The sequence below is a fragment of the Micromonospora sp. MP36 genome (assembly GCF_008119785.1).
Lineage (GTDB): Bacteria > Actinomycetota > Actinomycetes > Mycobacteriales > Micromonosporaceae > Micromonospora.
This window is the reverse complement of sequence record NZ_VSFA01000087.1, coordinates 1-15,595: the sequence shown is the minus strand read 5'-3', so window position 1 is coordinate 15,595 and position 15,595 is coordinate 1. Positions and strand designations below refer to the sequence as shown.

Sequence of the window (15,595 nt, the reverse complement as noted above, 5' to 3'; positions counted from 1 at the left end):
TCACCAGCCCGACGACGCGGGCCTGCGAAAGGTAAGGCGAGGGGGCGGCCGGAAGCGTGGGGACTGTCGCGACCAGCGCGGATGAGATAGTCGGCGAGCGGCGCCAACTGATCAATGTCGCTTACCGGTTGCTCGGTTCGGTGACCGAGGCCGAGGACGCCGTACAGGATGCCTACGCACGCTGGTACGGGCTGCCGCGAAGCCGGCAGGAGGAGATCATCTCCCCCGGCGCCTGGCTGACGACGGTGACCAGCCGCATCTGCCTGGACCTGCTCGGCTCGGCGCGGGCCCGCCGTGAACGCTATGTCGGCGCGTGGCTGCCCGAGCCGCTGCCCGACCGCACCGAGTGGGACCACGCGGGCGGCGCCGACCCCACCGGCCGCGCAGACCCCGCCGACCAGATCGTTCTGGACGAGTCGGTGGCCATGGCCTTCCTCGTCGTCCTGGAGTCGATGACGCCCGCCGAGCGGGTGGCGTTCGTCCTGCACGAGGTCTTCCGGTATCCGTTCGCCGAGATCGCCGACGTTCTCGGCCGGACCCCGGCGGCCTGCAAGCAACTGGCGGCCTCCGCCCGACGGCGGGTGAGCGTCGCGCGCGCTCCGGTGCCGGCTACCGGCCAGGCCGACGTGGTGCGGCAGGTCAAGGAGGCATGGGAGGCCAAGGACATCGCAGCCCTCGTCGGTCTCCTCAACCCGGCGGCCGTGATGACCGCCGACGGCGGCGGCATGGTCGGCACCGTCCTGCGCCCGGTCGAGGGCGGCGCGCGCATCGCCCAGTACCTGGTCGCCATCGCCGACAAGGCGCCGGGGCTCGAACTCCTGGAGCGGTCGGTCAACGGTGTGCCGGGCCTGGTGGCCCAGCGTGCCGGCGTCGTCGTGACCGTAGCCTCGTTCGACGTCGCCGACGGGCGCGTCACCCGGATCTGGGCGGTCCGCAACCCGGAGAAGCTGCGGCCGTGGGCGCGGGAGGGCTAGGCAGTCAGCGGGACCGGTCCCGGGGAAGCGGGCTGACCTGGCCCAGCCAGTTGACCACCTCGTCCTGGAGCGGCGACACCACCGCGTACGCCGCGTTGTAGCGGCGGGGCGCCATGTCGTCGGGTTGGAGGTGGGCCTGTTCGCGCCAGGTCACCGCCACGTCGGCCAGTTGGTCGGCCACGTCCTGCACCCGTTGGGCGAGGCGGGGGTTCTGTTCCGCGACCAGCGCCGCGGCGAGCCGCAGCCGGAAGTTGAGCACGGCCACCGCCTCGTAGTCCTCCCGCCAGGTCCGGCTGTCGGGCACGCCGACGAAGGTGTGGATGCTCGCCTCGATCGCCTCGATGAGCTTCTGCCGGGCCTCCTGCCGGCGCGAGAGCCGGCGGGCGCCGGCGTTGGTGCGGTTGACCACGGCGAAGCTGACCACTGCCGCGACCGCGCCGGTGATCGCGCCGCTGAGCAGCCCTTGGAGGAGGTTCGGCCAGCCGCCGGCGACGGTGTCGAACCACGTTGGAGGGAGGGCGGTGGACATGGCGCGACCCTACCGGTCGTGCGCGAATTTGATCACGCCGCCGGGCGGGGGCGGACCGGCCCTGCTCAGTCGGTGGCGGGCGGGGTCGGCGGCACGGCCAGGGCCAGGGTGAGGTCGAGGACCGTGGCGGGGTCGTGCAGCCGGTCGCCGTACAGTTCGCGCAGCTTGCCCATCCGGTAGCGGACGGTCTGCGGGTGCACGAACAGGTCGGCCGCCACGTCGTCGCGGCGGCCCTGGTGCAGCAGCCAGGCGCGCAGCGTCTCGGCGAGCCGGTACGCGGTGGCCGGGGGCAGCGCCGCCAGCGGGCGCAGCGCCTGGGCGCGCAGGTCGGCCAGCCCCTCGGGATCCATGCTGAGCAGCAGTTCGGCGAGGTGCTGCTCGGTGTCGACCGGGCCGGCGTCCGGCTCGCCGAGGCCGAGGGCGAGCGCCCGGGTGGCCCGCTGGTAGGAGGCGGCGACCCGGTGCCACGGCCGGGCCGGCCCGAGCACCGCCCGGTGGCCGGGCAGCAGCCGGGCGAGCTGGCGGCGCCGGCCGCCGTGCATGTCCGGCACCAGCAGCACGGCCAGTTCCTCGGCCGGGTCCATGCCGGGCAGGTCCTCGCCGCTCTCCAGGGTGTGCGGGCTGAGCAGGGCGAGCACCGCCCGCAGGTTGCGGCGGGGCAGCAGGACGACGGTGAGGGTCTGCGGCAGCGGCCAGTCCGCCCGCTCGGCGCTGCGGCGCAGGATCTCCTCCGGCTCCCCGGCGAGCAACTGCTGGGTGAGGCGTTCCAGGTTGCGGCGGCGGGCCCGGCCGGCGCTGGCCAGCTCGTCGGCGTGCCCGGCCACGCTGGCCGCCGACAGCTCGTCGATGTACGCGAACATCAGCTCGGCGAACTCGGCCACCGTCTCGGCGGCCAGCCCGCTGCGCACCGTGGTGGCGGAGACCTCCCGCCAGGCCACCCGGGCGCCCACCCGGTACGCGGCCAGCAGCGCGTCCATGCTCCGCCCGGAGCGGGCCTCCCCGCTGCCGAGCGCGTACGCGGCCTCCAGGGCGGGGGCCAGCGGGGTGCTCGGGTCGATGGCCTGTGCCCCCTCGATGAGCTGCAGGAACGTGCCGAGCGCGATGCGTACCGCGTTCTCGATCTTCTCGCGCATCGCGCCGGTGAGGGCACCGGAGTAGGCGGGCACCTCGGCGGTGATCGCGCTGACCGTCCGCTCGGCCACCACGGGCAGGCGGTCGCGGAGTCGGGAGGCTACCCGTTCGTCCAGTTCGAGATGCGTGGCGCCCCGTGCCGCCCCGGACTCCTCCGTCATCTTGTTCACTCCGCACAAAAAGCCGTGGTCAATTCACCTTTGTCGGACAAGATGTTATGCGATCACGTAGCCACCCTGGTCACATGACCACAACCGCCCGCCCGAAGGCCAGCTTCCGGCACCGGCTGCTGCGGCTGGCCGAGACGGTCACCACCCCGCTGCTGCCGGCGGACTACCTCGACCTGGTCGCGCCGCTGCGGGCCGGTGCACCCCTGCGCGGCCGGATCGTGGCGGTACGCCCGGAGACCCGGGACGCGGCGACCGTGGTCATCCAGCCGGGGCGCGGCTGGCGTGGCCACCTGCCCGGACAGTACGTGCGCCTCGGGGTGGATGTCGACGGGGTTCGCCAGTGGCGGGCGTACTCGGTCACCTCGGTGCCGGGCGGCGCGGACCGCCTGATCACCGTCACGGTGAAGGCGATCCCGGACGGCAAGGTCAGCAATCACCTCGTCCGCCGGATCCGGCCGGGCACGATCGTCCAGCTCGACCAGGCGCAGGGCGACTTCGTGCTGCCCGCGGCGACCCCCGAGCGGGTCCTCTTCGTCACCGCCGGCAGCGGCATCACCCCGGTCATGGCGATGCTCCGGGCCGGCCTGACGGCCCGGGCCGACGTGGTGCTGGTGCACTCGGCGCCCAGCCGGGACGACGTCATCTTCGGCGCCGAGTTGCGGGCGCTCGCCGCGACCGGCGCGCTGCGGCTGGTCGAGCGGCACACCGACACCGAGGGGCTGCTCGGCGTCCACGAGCTGGCTGACCTGGTGCCCGACCACGCCGAGCGGCAGACCTGGGCGTGCGGCCCGATCGGCCTGCTCGACGCGGTCGAGCGGCACTGGGCCGATCGGGGTGTGGCCGAGCGGCTGCACACCGAGCGGTTCCGGCCCACCGTGATCTCGCCGGGGGAGGGCGGCACGGTCACCTTCACCGGCGCGGGTGTGACGGTGGAGGCCGACGGGGGTACGCCGCTCCTGGACGCGGGGGAGGAGGCCGGGGTGCTCATGCCGTCGGGCTGCCGGATGGGGATCTGCTTCGGCTGTGTGGTGCCGCTGCGTCAGGGCGCGGTCCGGGATCTGCGCAACGGGGACCTGACCACCGCCGTGCCCGGCGACGGCGTGCTCGTCCAGACGTGCGTGTCGGCGGCCGCCGGTACCTGCGACATCGAAATCTGACAGGAGGCCCCCGACGTGACCGCGATCCAGAAGAAGGCCGTGAACCCGATCGCCCACCTCTCCGCCGAGGACATCGAGATCCTCGGCAAGGAGCTGGACGCCATCCGGGACCGGGTGATCGCCGACCGGGGGGAGCGGGACGCCCGCTACATCCGGCGGTTGATCAAGACCCAGCGGACGCTGGAGATGAGCAGCCGCGCGGTGCTGCTCTTCTCGCTGTTCCCGCCGGCCTGGATCGTCGGCACCGCCGGCCTCACGGTCGCCAAGATCCTGGACAACATGGAGATCGGCCACAACGTCCTGCACGGCCAGTGGGACTGGATGCGCGATCCCAAGATCCACTCGACCACCTGGGAGTGGGACCACGTCTCCCCGGCCGCCCAGTGGAAGCAGTCGCACAACGAGCTGCACCACCGCTACACCAACGTGCTCGGCAAGGACAACGACCTCGGATACGGCATCATGCGGGTCGACGAGGACCAGCCGTGGAGCCCGGGCCACCTGGGCCAGCCGTTCTACAACCTCCTCAACGCCTGCTTCTTCGAGTACGGCATCGCCGCGTACGACCTGGAGCTGGGCCAGAACCTGCGCGACGGCGGGCACAAGAAGCCCGAGTTCCGGGCCCGGGCCCGGGCGGTCGGCCGCAAGATCCGCCGCCAGGTGCTCAAGGACTACGTGGTGCACCCGCTGCTGTCCGGCCCGTCGTTCCTGTCCACCCTGGCCGCCACCTTCACCGCGAACCTGATCCGCAACCTGTGGAGCCACTCGGTGATCATGTGCGGCCACTTCCCCAGCGGGGTGGAGACCTTCGAGAAGACCTCGATCGAGGGCGAGACCCGGGGCGAGTGGTACCTGCGGCAGATGCTCGGTTCGGCCAACATCAGCGGCAGCCGGCTGCTGCACATCATGACCGGCAACCTGTCGTACCAGATCGAGCATCACCTCTTCCCCGACCTGCCGAGCAACCGCTACCAGGAGATCGCCCCGCAGGTCCGGGCGCTCTTCGACCGGTACGGGCTGAAGTACACCACCGGACCGCTGCCCAAGCAGGTGGCCTCCGCGTGGTGGAAGGTCATCCGCCTGTCCCTGCCGAACCGCAAGAGCAAGGCGCCGAAGCCGGTGGCCCCGGCGCCGCTGGTCTCCGCGGGCGCCTGACCGGCGTCACGCCCGCGTCGCCTGGCCGGCCGGTCGGCCGGAGCGCGCCTCGTCGTACAGCTCCTCCAGCAGGCGGGTCTGCCGGTGCAGGTCGAAGTGCGCCTCGACGTGCGCGCGGGCGGCGGCGCCCAGGCGGATCCGCAGCGCCTCGTCGTCGAGCAACGTGTCCAGGTGCTCGGCGAGGGCGGCCCGGTCCCGTTCGGCGCAGAGCAGGCCGGTCTCGCCGTGCCGCACCGCCTCCGGGATGCCGCTGTGACAGGTCGCCACCACCGGCAGGCCGGCGCTGCCCGCCTCCAGGATGGTGGTGGGCAGGCCCTCGCAGTCGCCGTCCGGGGCGGTCCGCGACGGCGCCGCCAGGATCCGCGACTCGGCCAGGTGCCGACGGACCGCCGCCGGGCTCTGCGCGCCGACGAACGTGGCGTCCAGGCCGAGCTCGGCCGCCCGGCGCCGGACCGGCGCCTCGAGCGGCCCGTTGCCCACCAGCAGCAGCCGCGGCCGGCGCGCGGCGGGCAGCATCCCCACCGCCTCCACCAGGTCGTCGACGCCCTTCTTGGCCACGAACCGGCCGACGAAGATGACGTCCCACCGCTTCGGCGTCGCCGCCGGCAGCGGCGGGACCGGCACGCCGATGTGGTGCACCCGTACCTTCGCCGGGTCGGCGCCGAGGGCGACCGCCCGGTCGCGGATGAACCCCGACACGGCGATGACCAGCGCCGCCCGGTCGAACGCCTGGCGCAGGTGCCGCCGGTTGCGGGCCCCGCGCGCGCCGGGCAGCGCGGGTTGCCGGGTCACGTCCTGCCCGTGCAGGGTCACCACCAGGGGTACGCCGAGCCGCCGCGCGCTGCCGCTGACCAGCCAGCCGTCGCCGCCGAAGTGGGCGTGCACCAGGTCCGGTGCCAGCCGCGCCAGCGCCGCGTCGAGCCGGGCCGACCGGCCGGTGAGCTTGAGCCCCAGCAGTTCGGCCCGGCTGCGCGGGTCGTCGGAGAAGGCGATGGTGTCGCCGTCCCGGGCCAGCGGGGAGGCCACCTTGACCGCGCCCAGGTAGTGGGGCGCCCAGCGGGTCAGCGCGTCACCCTGGTTGCGGACGAAGGTCTCCGACCCGGGTAGCAGGTGGCTGCGCCAGATCACCGCCCTGGAGTGGGACATGACCGCGACCCTACGGCCGTCCGCCACCGCCGGACCCGGCCACCGGCTCCGGGTCCCCGACCGCCGACGGCGTCGGCTCGGCGTGGCCGGCCCGGGGGCCGGGCATCGCGGTGTCCGTGGCGGGCTGCTCCGGCGCCGGCTGCCCGCCGCGGCGGCGGTTGAGCACCCGGTCACGCAGCCGGTGCCGCAGGTCCGGCGGGATCACCCAGATCTGCAGGTAGGTCACGTAGTCGATGAGGCTCGGGCGGCCGTGCCGGCGGGCCTCGGCGAGCAGCAGCCGGAAGACGCGGAAGCTGCGCGTGGTCGCCGCCATCGAGCTGATCACGCTCATCGCCAGCGCCGCGTACGCCCGCGGGGTGAGCAGCGGGCGGATCTCCTGCAGCCACTCGAACTGGGCCGCCCAGGGCGACTCCAGGCTGATCCGCGGCCGGTCCTCGTCCTGGTGCCAGACGACCAGCGCCTCCTCGGTCATGACGAGCTCGACGTCCGGGTGGCTGACCGCCCGCAGCGTCCAGTCCAGCTCCTGCTGCCGGCGTAGCCCGACGGTGAACGGGACCCGGCGCAGCAGGTCGGTCGGCGCCATGATGGTCGAGGTCTGGATGAACCCGTCGCCGTGGAACAGCCCGCGGCGCACGGTGAGGTACTCGCTGATCGGCTCGCCCGGTTCGGGCAGCCGGCGGGGCAGTACGAACTCGGCCCGCGGGGTCCGGTTGACCAGCCGGCTGGCCACGATCGGCAGCGGCGCCTGGGCGCTTCCGGCCGCCGCCAGCTGCACCGCCAGCTTCTCCGGCAGCCACTCGTCGTCGTCGTCCAGGAAGGCGGTCCACGCCGCCCGGGCCTCCCGGGCCCCGACGTTGCGGGCGTTCGGGGCGCCGCCGCGCTCGGGCAGCGACACCACCCGCAGCCGGTCGTCCGGCACCGCGGCCAGGGCCTTCCGGGTCGCCTCGTCCCCGCCGTCGACCACGACGATGACCTCGATGGTGTCGACGGTCTGGGCCAGTGCACTGCGGACGGCGCGGAGCACCAGCTCCGGCCGGTCGCAGGTCGGGATGACCACGCTGACGTCAGGTGTACGGGTCATGAATACCTGCCCACTCATACGTGACTTCGAGTTGTATTTGCTGCCGTCGAACCAGGCGAGGTCGGTGAATTTGCCGGGCGGGGGCCGCTCCGAATGGTCCTGAGAACGTAATCGGCGCTACGTGTGCATCGGGTTAACAACGAATGCCGATCGCCTTCCGAAACGGACTATCCTTGGTGTCTTCCCAGGTGAGAGCCCTACGGATTGGCCGGTTCGGCAGCGGTTGCGGCGCAATTCGACCGGCTCCGGCCCGTCGCCTTGCCGGCCGGCGAATCTGCCGTACACTTCGCCCGGCACCGGCCGGACGGAGAATGGAGAGATCGTTCATGCAGCTCGACGCCGCGGCGCCGCCCGCCCCCCGGGGCCGGGTGGTGATGCTCGTCGACAACGCGGTCGAGGGCGACTCCCGGGTGCAGAAGGCGGCCCGGTCGGCGGCCGACGCGGGATGGGACGTGACCCTGCTCGGCTGCGCACCGACCGGCGGCGAGCGGGACTGGCGGCTCGGCCGGGCCCAGGTGCGGGTGCTGCCGATGGGCGGGCCGACCGGCGCGCCGGCCGGGACCCGGGGGCTGCGCCACCGGCTGGTCCGCCGCGGTGGGCTGCCGCTGCGGGCCGCCCGGCTGGCCCGGCGACCGGTCGAGCACGCCCAGGTCCTCCTCTGGCGGGCGGTGCACGGCGACCGGGCCTGGCGGCGGCTGGAGCCGGGGCTCTGGGGCTACGAACGGCTCTTCGGCCCGGTCATCGACGAGCTGCGGCCGGACCTGGTCCACGCCCACGACTTCCGCATGCTCGGGGTGGCCGCCCGCGCCGTGCTGCGCGCCCGGGCCGCCGGCCGCCCCGCGAAGCTGGTCTGGGACGCGCACGAGTGGCTCCCCGGCGCCAGGCCCCGGCGGGACAACGCCCGCTGGCTCCCCGCCCACCTGGCCTACGTGCGGGAGTACGTCGGGTACGCCGATGCGGTGGTCACCGTCTCGGACACCCTCGCCGAGCTGCTGCAACGCGACCACGACCTGGCCGAGCGCCCGACCGTGCTGCTCAACGCGCCGGCGACCGCCGACGCCGGCGACCCCGAGCCCGCCCCGGATCTGCGGCGGCTCTGCGGCGTCGACCGGGACACCCCGCTGCTCGTCTACAGCGGCGCGATGGCCCCGCAGCGCGGCCTGGACACAGTGGTCGACGCGCTGCCCCGGCTGCCCGGGGTGCACCTGGCGCTGGTGGTGGGCGACCCCACCGCGGCGTACGTGCGGCAGCTCGCCGCCCGGGCCGCCCGGCTCGGCGTGGCCGACCGGGTGCACCCGGTGCCGTACGTGCCGCACCGGCAGGTGGTGGCGTTCCTGAGCGGCGCCGACGCGGGCCTCATCCCGCTGCACCACTGGCCGAACCACGAGATCGCCCTGATCACCAAGTTCTTCGAGTACTCGCACGCCCGGCTGCCGATCGTGGTCAGCGACGTGCGGACCATGGCGGAGACGGTCCGGGCCACCGGCCAGGGCGAGGTGTTCCGGGCCCGGGACAGCGCCGACCTGGTCCGCGCCGTCCGCACCGTGCTCGCCGACCCGGACCGCTACCGGGCCGCGTACGCGGGGCCGGACTCGCCGCTGCCCGGCTGGACCTGGGAGGCGCAGGCGCAGCGGCTGGACGCGCTCTACCGGCGGCTGCTGACCCCGGAGGAGTCGACCGTGGAGGCGCAGGCGCGGTGAACGCCCCCGACGTGAGCGTGGTGGTGGCGGTCTACAACACCATGCCGTACCTGATCCAATGCCTGGACTCGCTGGTGGCGCAGACGATCGGCCTGGACCGGCTCCAGGTCGTCGCGGTCGACGACGGGTCGACCGACGGCAGCGGCGCCGAGCTGGACCGGTACGCCGCCCGTCACCCCGGGGTGTTCACCGTCATCCACCAGGCCAACTCCGGCGGCCCCGCGGCCCCGTTCAACCGGGGTCTGGACGCGGCCACCGGCCGGTACGTCTTCTTCGTCGGCGCCGACGACCATCTCGGCCCCGACGCCCTGCGCCGGCTGGTCGAGGCGGCCGACGCGTGGGAGTCCGACGTCCTGCTGGGCCGGGTGGTGGGGGTCAACAGCCGCCACATCTACCAGGACATCTTCGCCCGCAACCAGGTCGACGTGGACCTGTTCGACTCGCCGCTGCCGCGCTCGCTGGCCAACACCAAGCTGTTCCGGCGCGAACTGCTGGAGAATTACGGCATCCGCTACCGGGAGGACCTGCCGCTCGGCAGCGACCTGCCGTTCACCCTGGAGGCCTGCTACCGGGCCCGGCGCATCTCGGTGCTGGCCGACTACGACTGCTACTACGCGGTCCGCCGGCACCGCGCCACCAACATCACCTACCTGAGCCGGCACGCCGACCGGCTGCGGACCGTCGAGGCGACCACCGCGTTCGTCGCCGAGCTGATCCCGGCCGGCCGGCAGCGCGACGCCGTCCTCGCCCGCCGCTTCGACCACGAGATCGCCAAGCTGCTGGAGGACGACCTCCTGCGCCTCGACCGGGAGACCCAGCAGCTCGTGCACGACGGCATCGGACGGCTGGTCCGCGCCCACCTCACCGAGGGGATCGCCGCCCAGCTCAACGCCGAGACCCGGATCCGGCTGGCGCTGACCCGCGACGGCGCGCTCGACGACCTGCTCGCCGTGATCCGGCAGGACGCCCAGGGCGGCGTGCCGCCGACGGTCGTCGAGGGCAGCCGCCGGTACGCCGCGTACCCCGGCTTCCGCGACCCGGCCCGCGGCCTGCCGGACGCCTGCTTCGAGGTGACCCCCGACTGGTACGCCAAGCTCGACGCGACGGCGCTGGCCTGGGAGACCGACGAGCGCGGCGAGAAGGTGCTCACCATCACCGCGGCCAGCCCGGTGCCGGACCTGGCCGCCGTGGGCGCGGAACCCCTGGCCGTCAGCGCCGAGGAGATCCCGGGCGAGGTCACCACGCTCGACCGCGGCCCGCGGGGCACCACGCTGCGGATCCGGTTCCGCGCCAGCGACCTGCTCGCCGGCACCGGCCCCACCGGGCAGCGGCGGGCGGTCTCCGCCCAGGTCGGCGGCTTCGACCCGGGCCGGGCGGCGGGCGCGCAGACGGCCACCGGCGCGGCCGGCTCGGCCGCCGTGCGCGCTCCCCGGATACGCGCGATGGCGCCGCTGGTGCGGCGCCGCGGCGCCCGGCTGTACGTGGTCACTCCGGTGCTCGACGAGTCCGGCCGGCTGATGATCTCCGTGGTGCCGGTGACCGCCGCCCGGGTGGCGGCGCAGCTGCGCCGGACCCTGCGCCGGATCAGGTAGCGCGGGCGTCAGCGGTGCTGCCGGGGGACCGCCTCCCGGCTCGCCTTGACCGACGGCGACGGGGTCACGCCCGGCGGGCAGTCGTCGCACTTCTCGTACGCTGTCCAGCTGTTCCCGCCGGGGCCGACGTAGAAGAAGAGGAGCCGGACCCGTCCGTCCTGGCGCAGGGCGGAGAGCCCGAACGATCCCTGGCCGTTCCTCGTGCCGGCCAGCTCGAGGAACGTCAGCCTCACGGCGGAGCTCGGCCCGTCCGGATTCTGCTCGGGCCGCCCCAGTGCCCAGGTGCCCGAGCCGGTGATGTTCGCGTCCCGGTCGGCGCCGATGGGCAGGAAGTCGTCGAATACCCCGTAGGGAAGCCACTCCGCAGTGAAACCGCCGTGGTCGTCGAAGGTGATGACGCGCTGCGCGCCGCTGCGCCAGGTGCCCACCACGTCCGCCGGGCGCAGGTCCACCGGGTCGCCGTCGTCGGCCAGCACCTCGCCGAGGGAACAACCGGCGGCGACGACCGCGGCCACGAACAGTGCCAGCACCCGTCGCATCGATACCCTCGTTCCCGTCCGGGGATCGGAATCGACCGATCATCGCAGAGCTGCCCCCGGTCGGTCGGCCCGTCAGACGCTGTTCACGTCATGTTGCCGGATGGCGCCTCCGCAAGATCGACCGAGTCGGCAAGGATGGCCGCCTCGTGGTGCAGCTCGGCCGCGCTGCCGACCGATGGGCCGAAAATCCGCTGGGCGGCGGCGTTCTCACTGAGCTACGGTCGGGGCATGCAGATCAGGCGCACCACCGTCGCGGCCGCGCGAGCTTCCCGCTCGCCGGTTGCCGCCGCCTGACCGACCCACTTTCTCGCCGGCGACCGGAAACGGTCCGCCGGCGTTGTCGTGTCGCCACGCCACCGCCCGCGCAGCGGACCCTTCCGGTCGCACCGACCCGGAAGGCCCACGCCATGACACCCGACGAGATCGTCCGCACCTTCCTCGACCACTACCACCGCCGAGATCACCGGGACGCGCCGGAGAGCTCGCTGATCCCGCCGCCCGGCGACCCGGTGCTCTTCACCACCTCCGGCATGCACCCGCTCACCCCGTACCTGCTGGGCCGGCCCCACCCCGGCGGCCGGCGCCTGGTCGACGTGCAGCGCTGCCTGCGCACCACCGACCTGGACGAGGTCGGCGACCGCACCCACCTGACCGTCTTCGACATGCTCGGCTCCTGGTCGCTCGGCGACTACGACATCGCGACCAGCCTCCGCTGGGGCCACGAGCTGCTCACCGGCGGCTTCGGCATCGATCCCGGACGGCTGCACGCGACCGTCTTCGGCGGCGACGAGCAGGTCGGCCCGGACGAGACCGCCTGGGCGACCTGGACGGAGCTGGGCGTACCGGTCGAGGCGACCGGCGCGGACAACTGGTGGGACAACGGCCCGACCGGCCCGTGCGGGCCCGACTCGGAGATCTTCGTGTGGACCGGGGACGAGCCACCCACCGGCACGCCGAGCACCGACGACCGGTGGCTGGAGGTCTGGAACCACGTCCAGATGCGCTACCACCGGCACGACGACGGCCGGCTGACGCCGCTGCCGATGTCCAGCATCGACACCGGCATGGGCCTGGAACGCCTGGAGATGGTGCTGCGCGGCGGCCGGTCGGTCTTCGAGGGCGACGGCCTGCGGCCGTGGGTGGACGCCATCCGCGAACGGTGGCCGCTGGACGGCCCGGACCTGCGGATCGTCGCGGACCACCTGCGCTCCGCCGTGGTGGTGCTGGGCGACGGCGTACGACCGGGCAACACCGGGCGCGGGTACGTGCTGCGCCGCCTCATCCGGCGGGCGCTCACCGTGCTCTGGCGGGACGACCCGGGGCGCGTCCTGACCGGACTGCCCAAAGAGGCGTACGTGGACACGCTGCGCCGGTTCCGGCAGCGGGCGGAGGTGACCCCGCTGCGCGCGGTTCTCCTCGACGAGGAGCGGCGCTTCCGCGGGCTGCTGCGCCGGGGCCGCCCGCTGGTCGACCGGCTCCGCGGGCGCGGGCCGCTCAGCGAGCGCGACTACCACTGGCTGCACGACACCCACGGGCTGCCCCGCGACCTGGTCGACGGCCTGCTCACCGAGACCGGCTGACCCGGGCAAAGGACACAGGAAGATAACTCAGGGTTCAGGGCCAGCGAAGATCGTTAGCCTCGATGGCTAACCGGACGACGTCGTCTGGAGTTAGGTGGAGGATGGATGAACCTTCGGCGGAAGGTGGTGCCGCCGGTCGCGGCGGCCGGCGCACTTGCCATCATCACGAGCCTCACCGCGGGCGCCCTGCCCGCGGCGGCACAGGCCGCTCCGGCGGCCGCAGCAGCTGGCACCCCGATCACCCATGAGGAGAATCCACGGGTCCCCGTGGGGGCGGCGTGGACGGAGGCGTACTTCCCGTCCTCGGACGGCAGTGACGTCGAACTGCACGCCGACGTCCTGCGCCCGGCAAACCTGCCGGCGGACGCGAAGACACCGGTGATCCTGTCGGTCGGTCCGTACTTCTCGCACGCGGGGCAGACCAGCCTCGAGGGATGGGACCGGGTCGGGCCGTCGGCGCGCTTCCAGGACTTCATCGACGGCGCGCGGCTCATGGAGCGTGGATACACCGTCGTGATGGTCGACCTGCGCGGCTTCGGTGGCAGCACCGGGTGCCTGGACTTCCTCGGCCCCGGGGAGCAGGCCGACATCAAGGCGGCCGTCGAGTGGGCGGCCAGCCAGCCGTGGTCGACCGGCAAGGTGGGCATGTACGGCAAGTCGTACGACGCCAACACCGGGCTGGCGGCCAACACCCTCAAGCTCAAGCCGCTGCAGGCGATCGTCTCCCAGGAGCCGACGTGGAACAGGTACAACTACCTGTTCAGCAACGGGGTGCCGCGTTCCAACGCGACCAGCACCCCGCGGAGCTACTACTCGATCGCGACGATGGCCCCGCTGGCCGATGACAGCGACCACTACAAGGCGAACGCGGCGTACGAGAAGAGCCACCCCGAGTGCGAGAGTGACAACCTCACCAACACCCAGAACCCCGACCCGAAGTCGTCGTTCTGGCGGGCCCGTGACTTCGCCTCCCGCGCCGCCGGGTCCCAGACGCCGCTGTTCGTCACGTCGGGCTTCATTGAGGACAACACCAAGCCCGAGGAGATGCAGAAGTACCTGGCCAACCATCAGGGCCCGGAACGCGGTTGGCTCGGCCCGTGGGAGCATGTGCGCGGTAACGAGACCAACGCCAAGGGCCAGCTCAAGATGGGACGGGCGGGCTGGTTCGACGAGGTGATGCGGTTCTACGACCAGCACCTGCGCGGCATCGAGCCGTCGGTGACCGACCCGGCGTTCTCCATCGAGGACAGCCTCGGCAACTGGCGCGCCCAGGCGACCTGGCCGGTGACCAACGACGCGTACAAGGTGCGGCTGTCGCCTGGCGAGTACGTCGACAACGGCAGCAACGCGCAGGCAGCCGCCCTGTCGATGACGGCGCCACAGACCGACGGCTGGGACATCGAGTACGCGCCGGAGGTGGGCTCGCTGCCGACCGCTCAGATGACTCCGCTCAGCGCCGACGCACCCGGCAGCAGCTACTGGACCTGGTCCACGCCCGCCGCCGAGCAGGTGCGGATCACGGGCAGCCCGGAGATCAGGCTGATGACCAGGGGCCAGGGCAACGTCTGGGTACGGCTGTGGGACGTCGCTCCGGACGGCAAGGCGACGATGTTCAACGAGCACGTCGCAGTGCTGGACCACAGTGGATCGACCTCGGTCGAGTTGAAGGCGACGGACTGGACCTTCCAGCCCGGGCACCAGCTGGGGGTCCAGATCGGGACCATCGCCTCACGCGGCTGGCGGGCCGTACCCTCGGGTGAGACGATCACCGTCACCGACGCGCACCTCGCCCTCGAGGTGCAGGACCCGCGGTTCGACTCGCCGACCCAGGGTGACCGCTCGCCGTACCTGGACACGTACGTGAGGGCGAACAGCACCACGCTCAACGACGTCGGCACCGGCACCTTCCCGCTGGGCGTCGCAAAGAACGGATGACCAGACGGCTGCCCGGCATCCGCCTGTGCGGGTGCCGGGCAGCCGCCCGTTCCAGCCGTGCGACTCGCCGAGGCGACGCGGGAGGCAGCGGAAAGTGCGTCGGGCGCCGCGATCCGTCACGATGACCTCCGAGACCGTCGCCGGGCCGCGCCGCCGGCCCGACGACGGTACGGCCGGAAGGAGCAGCTACTTGTGGTTGTTTTCCTTTCTAGAGCTGTCCATAATCGGCGGTTGTGGGTAGTGTCTATCGGATCGGCGTGTTTGCTAAGCGGGTGGGCCGTTCGGTGGGCACGGTGCGCCGGTGGGAGGTGAAGGGTCGGATCACGGCCCGTCGTCTGCCGTCGGGTCAGCGGTATTTCGACGATTCTGATGTGGCGTAGGGTGCTGCAGCCGGGTTTCAACGCCGGACCGGCGGAAGGTGGTGGTGTACTGCCGGGTGTCGTCGCTGGGTCAGAAGTTGGACTTGGCGTCGCAGCTGGCGGCGACGCAGCGGTTCTGCCTCGCTCGTGGTTTGGCTGTGGATGAGTGGGTCAGTGAGGTTGGCGGCGGGATGATCCTGCGCCGGGAGAAGTTCCTGGCGTTGATGGATGCCGTCGACCGGGGTGAGGTCGCCACGTTGGTGGTGGCGCACCAGGATCGGTTGGCCCGGTTCGGCTTCGACTTCCTGGAGCATGTGGCGGCGCGGGGTGGCTGCGAGGTCGTCGTCGCCAATCAGAAGTCACTGTCCCTGCAGCGGGAGTTGGTGGACGACTTGCTGGCGGTCGTGCACACCTTTGCTGCCCGGCTGGACGGTCTGCGTGGCTACGAGAAGGAACTCAGAGGGGCGGACCTGACCGTTGGGGATGATCGGTGAAGGTCACCCGCATCGCCTACTCGGCCCGGCTGAATCCGGGCAAGTACGCCGCC

General features: G+C 72.8%; 12 protein-coding genes and 1 pseudogene. 8 read left to right on the top strand and 5 right to left on the bottom strand.

The annotated features are described in order from the left end of the window. The first annotated feature begins 56 nt into the window (after nt 1-56). Entirely contained in the window at nt 57-974 is a 918-nt protein-coding gene (sigJ, locus tag FXF52_RS32430; protein ID WP_148802771.1) for an RNA polymerase sigma factor SigJ, read from the top strand. Between the two features lie 4 nt (nt 975-978). On the opposite strand, the gene FXF52_RS32425 is transcribed toward sigJ, so the two are convergent. Both FXF52_RS32425 and FXF52_RS32420 read right to left on the bottom strand, forming a co-directional pair. Continuing rightward, nucleotides 979-1,503, bottom strand: a complete 525-nt coding sequence (locus FXF52_RS32425; protein WP_148802769.1) for a hypothetical protein — start codon at nt 1,501-1,503, stop codon at nt 979-981. A 65-nt stretch (nt 1,504-1,568) separates the two neighbouring features. After that, entirely contained in the window at nt 1,569-2,795 is a 1,227-nt protein-coding gene (locus FXF52_RS32420; protein ID WP_148802766.1) for a CdaR family transcriptional regulator, read from the bottom strand. 83 nt (nt 2,796-2,878) lie between these two features. Here FXF52_RS32420 and FXF52_RS32415 point away from each other — a divergent pair, with 83 nt between their 5' ends. Together FXF52_RS32415 and FXF52_RS32410 are read left to right on the top strand one after the other, a co-directional pair. Continuing rightward, complete coding sequence (locus FXF52_RS32415; RefSeq protein ID WP_148802763.1) at nt 2,879-3,961, top strand: ferredoxin reductase; 1,083 nt, start codon at nt 2,879-2,881, stop codon at nt 3,959-3,961. 15 nt (nt 3,962-3,976) lie between these two features. Then, nucleotides 3,977-5,116 carry an acyl-CoA desaturase gene (locus tag FXF52_RS32410; RefSeq protein ID WP_148802760.1) on the top strand — a complete coding sequence of 380 codons (1,140 nt, stop codon included), beginning with the start codon at nt 3,977-3,979 and terminating at the stop codon, nt 5,114-5,116. A 6-nt stretch (nt 5,117-5,122) separates the two neighbouring features. Here the strand turns inward: FXF52_RS32410 and FXF52_RS32405 are convergent, their stop codons facing one another. Together FXF52_RS32405 and FXF52_RS32400 are read right to left on the bottom strand one after the other, a co-directional pair. Next, on the bottom strand, nt 5,123-6,262 hold the full coding sequence (locus tag FXF52_RS32405; RefSeq protein WP_148802757.1) for a glycosyltransferase: 1,140 nt from the start codon (nt 6,260-6,262) through the stop codon (nt 5,123-5,125). Between the two features lie 10 nt (nt 6,263-6,272). After that, nucleotides 6,273-7,343: a glycosyltransferase gene (locus tag FXF52_RS32400; protein ID WP_148802754.1), complete on the bottom strand. Its 1,071-nt coding sequence runs from the start codon at nt 7,341-7,343 to the stop codon at nt 6,273-6,275. 326 nt (nt 7,344-7,669) lie between these two features. Between FXF52_RS32400 and FXF52_RS32395 the strand changes: the two genes are divergently transcribed. Continuing rightward, on the top strand, nt 7,670-9,043 hold the full coding sequence (locus tag FXF52_RS32395) for a glycosyltransferase family 4 protein (RefSeq protein WP_255472566.1): 1,374 nt from the start codon (nt 7,670-7,672) through the stop codon (nt 9,041-9,043). Next, nucleotides 9,040-10,635, top strand: coding sequence for a glycosyltransferase (locus FXF52_RS32390; RefSeq protein ID WP_148802751.1), 1,596 nt, complete (start codon nt 9,040-9,042; stop codon nt 10,633-10,635). The genes FXF52_RS32395 and FXF52_RS32390 overlap by 4 nt, the downstream gene beginning before the upstream one ends. A gap of 8 nt (nt 10,636-10,643) precedes the next feature. Here FXF52_RS32390 and FXF52_RS32385 read toward each other — a convergent pair whose 3' ends face one another. After that, entirely contained in the window at nt 10,644-11,174 is a 531-nt protein-coding gene (locus FXF52_RS32385) for a hypothetical protein (protein WP_148802749.1), read from the bottom strand. A gap of 407 nt (nt 11,175-11,581) precedes the next feature. On the opposite strand from FXF52_RS32385, the gene FXF52_RS32380 reads away from it, so the two are divergent. From FXF52_RS32380 to FXF52_RS32370, 3 genes and pseudogenes are all read left to right on the top strand, one after another. Beyond that, nucleotides 11,582-12,754 (top strand): alanine--tRNA ligase-related protein, encoded by a 1,173-nt coding sequence (locus FXF52_RS32380; protein ID WP_148802746.1) that lies wholly within the window; start codon nt 11,582-11,584, stop codon nt 12,752-12,754. A 105-nt stretch (nt 12,755-12,859) separates the two neighbouring features. Further along, nucleotides 12,860-14,689 (top strand): CocE/NonD family hydrolase, encoded by a 1,830-nt coding sequence (locus FXF52_RS32375; protein WP_148802741.1) that lies wholly within the window; start codon nt 12,860-12,862, stop codon nt 14,687-14,689. Nucleotides 14,690-14,922: 233 nt separating this feature from the next. Continuing rightward, nucleotides 14,923-15,542, top strand: a pseudogene (locus FXF52_RS32370) (IS607 family transposase). Nucleotides 15,543-15,595: the final 53 nt, after the last annotated feature.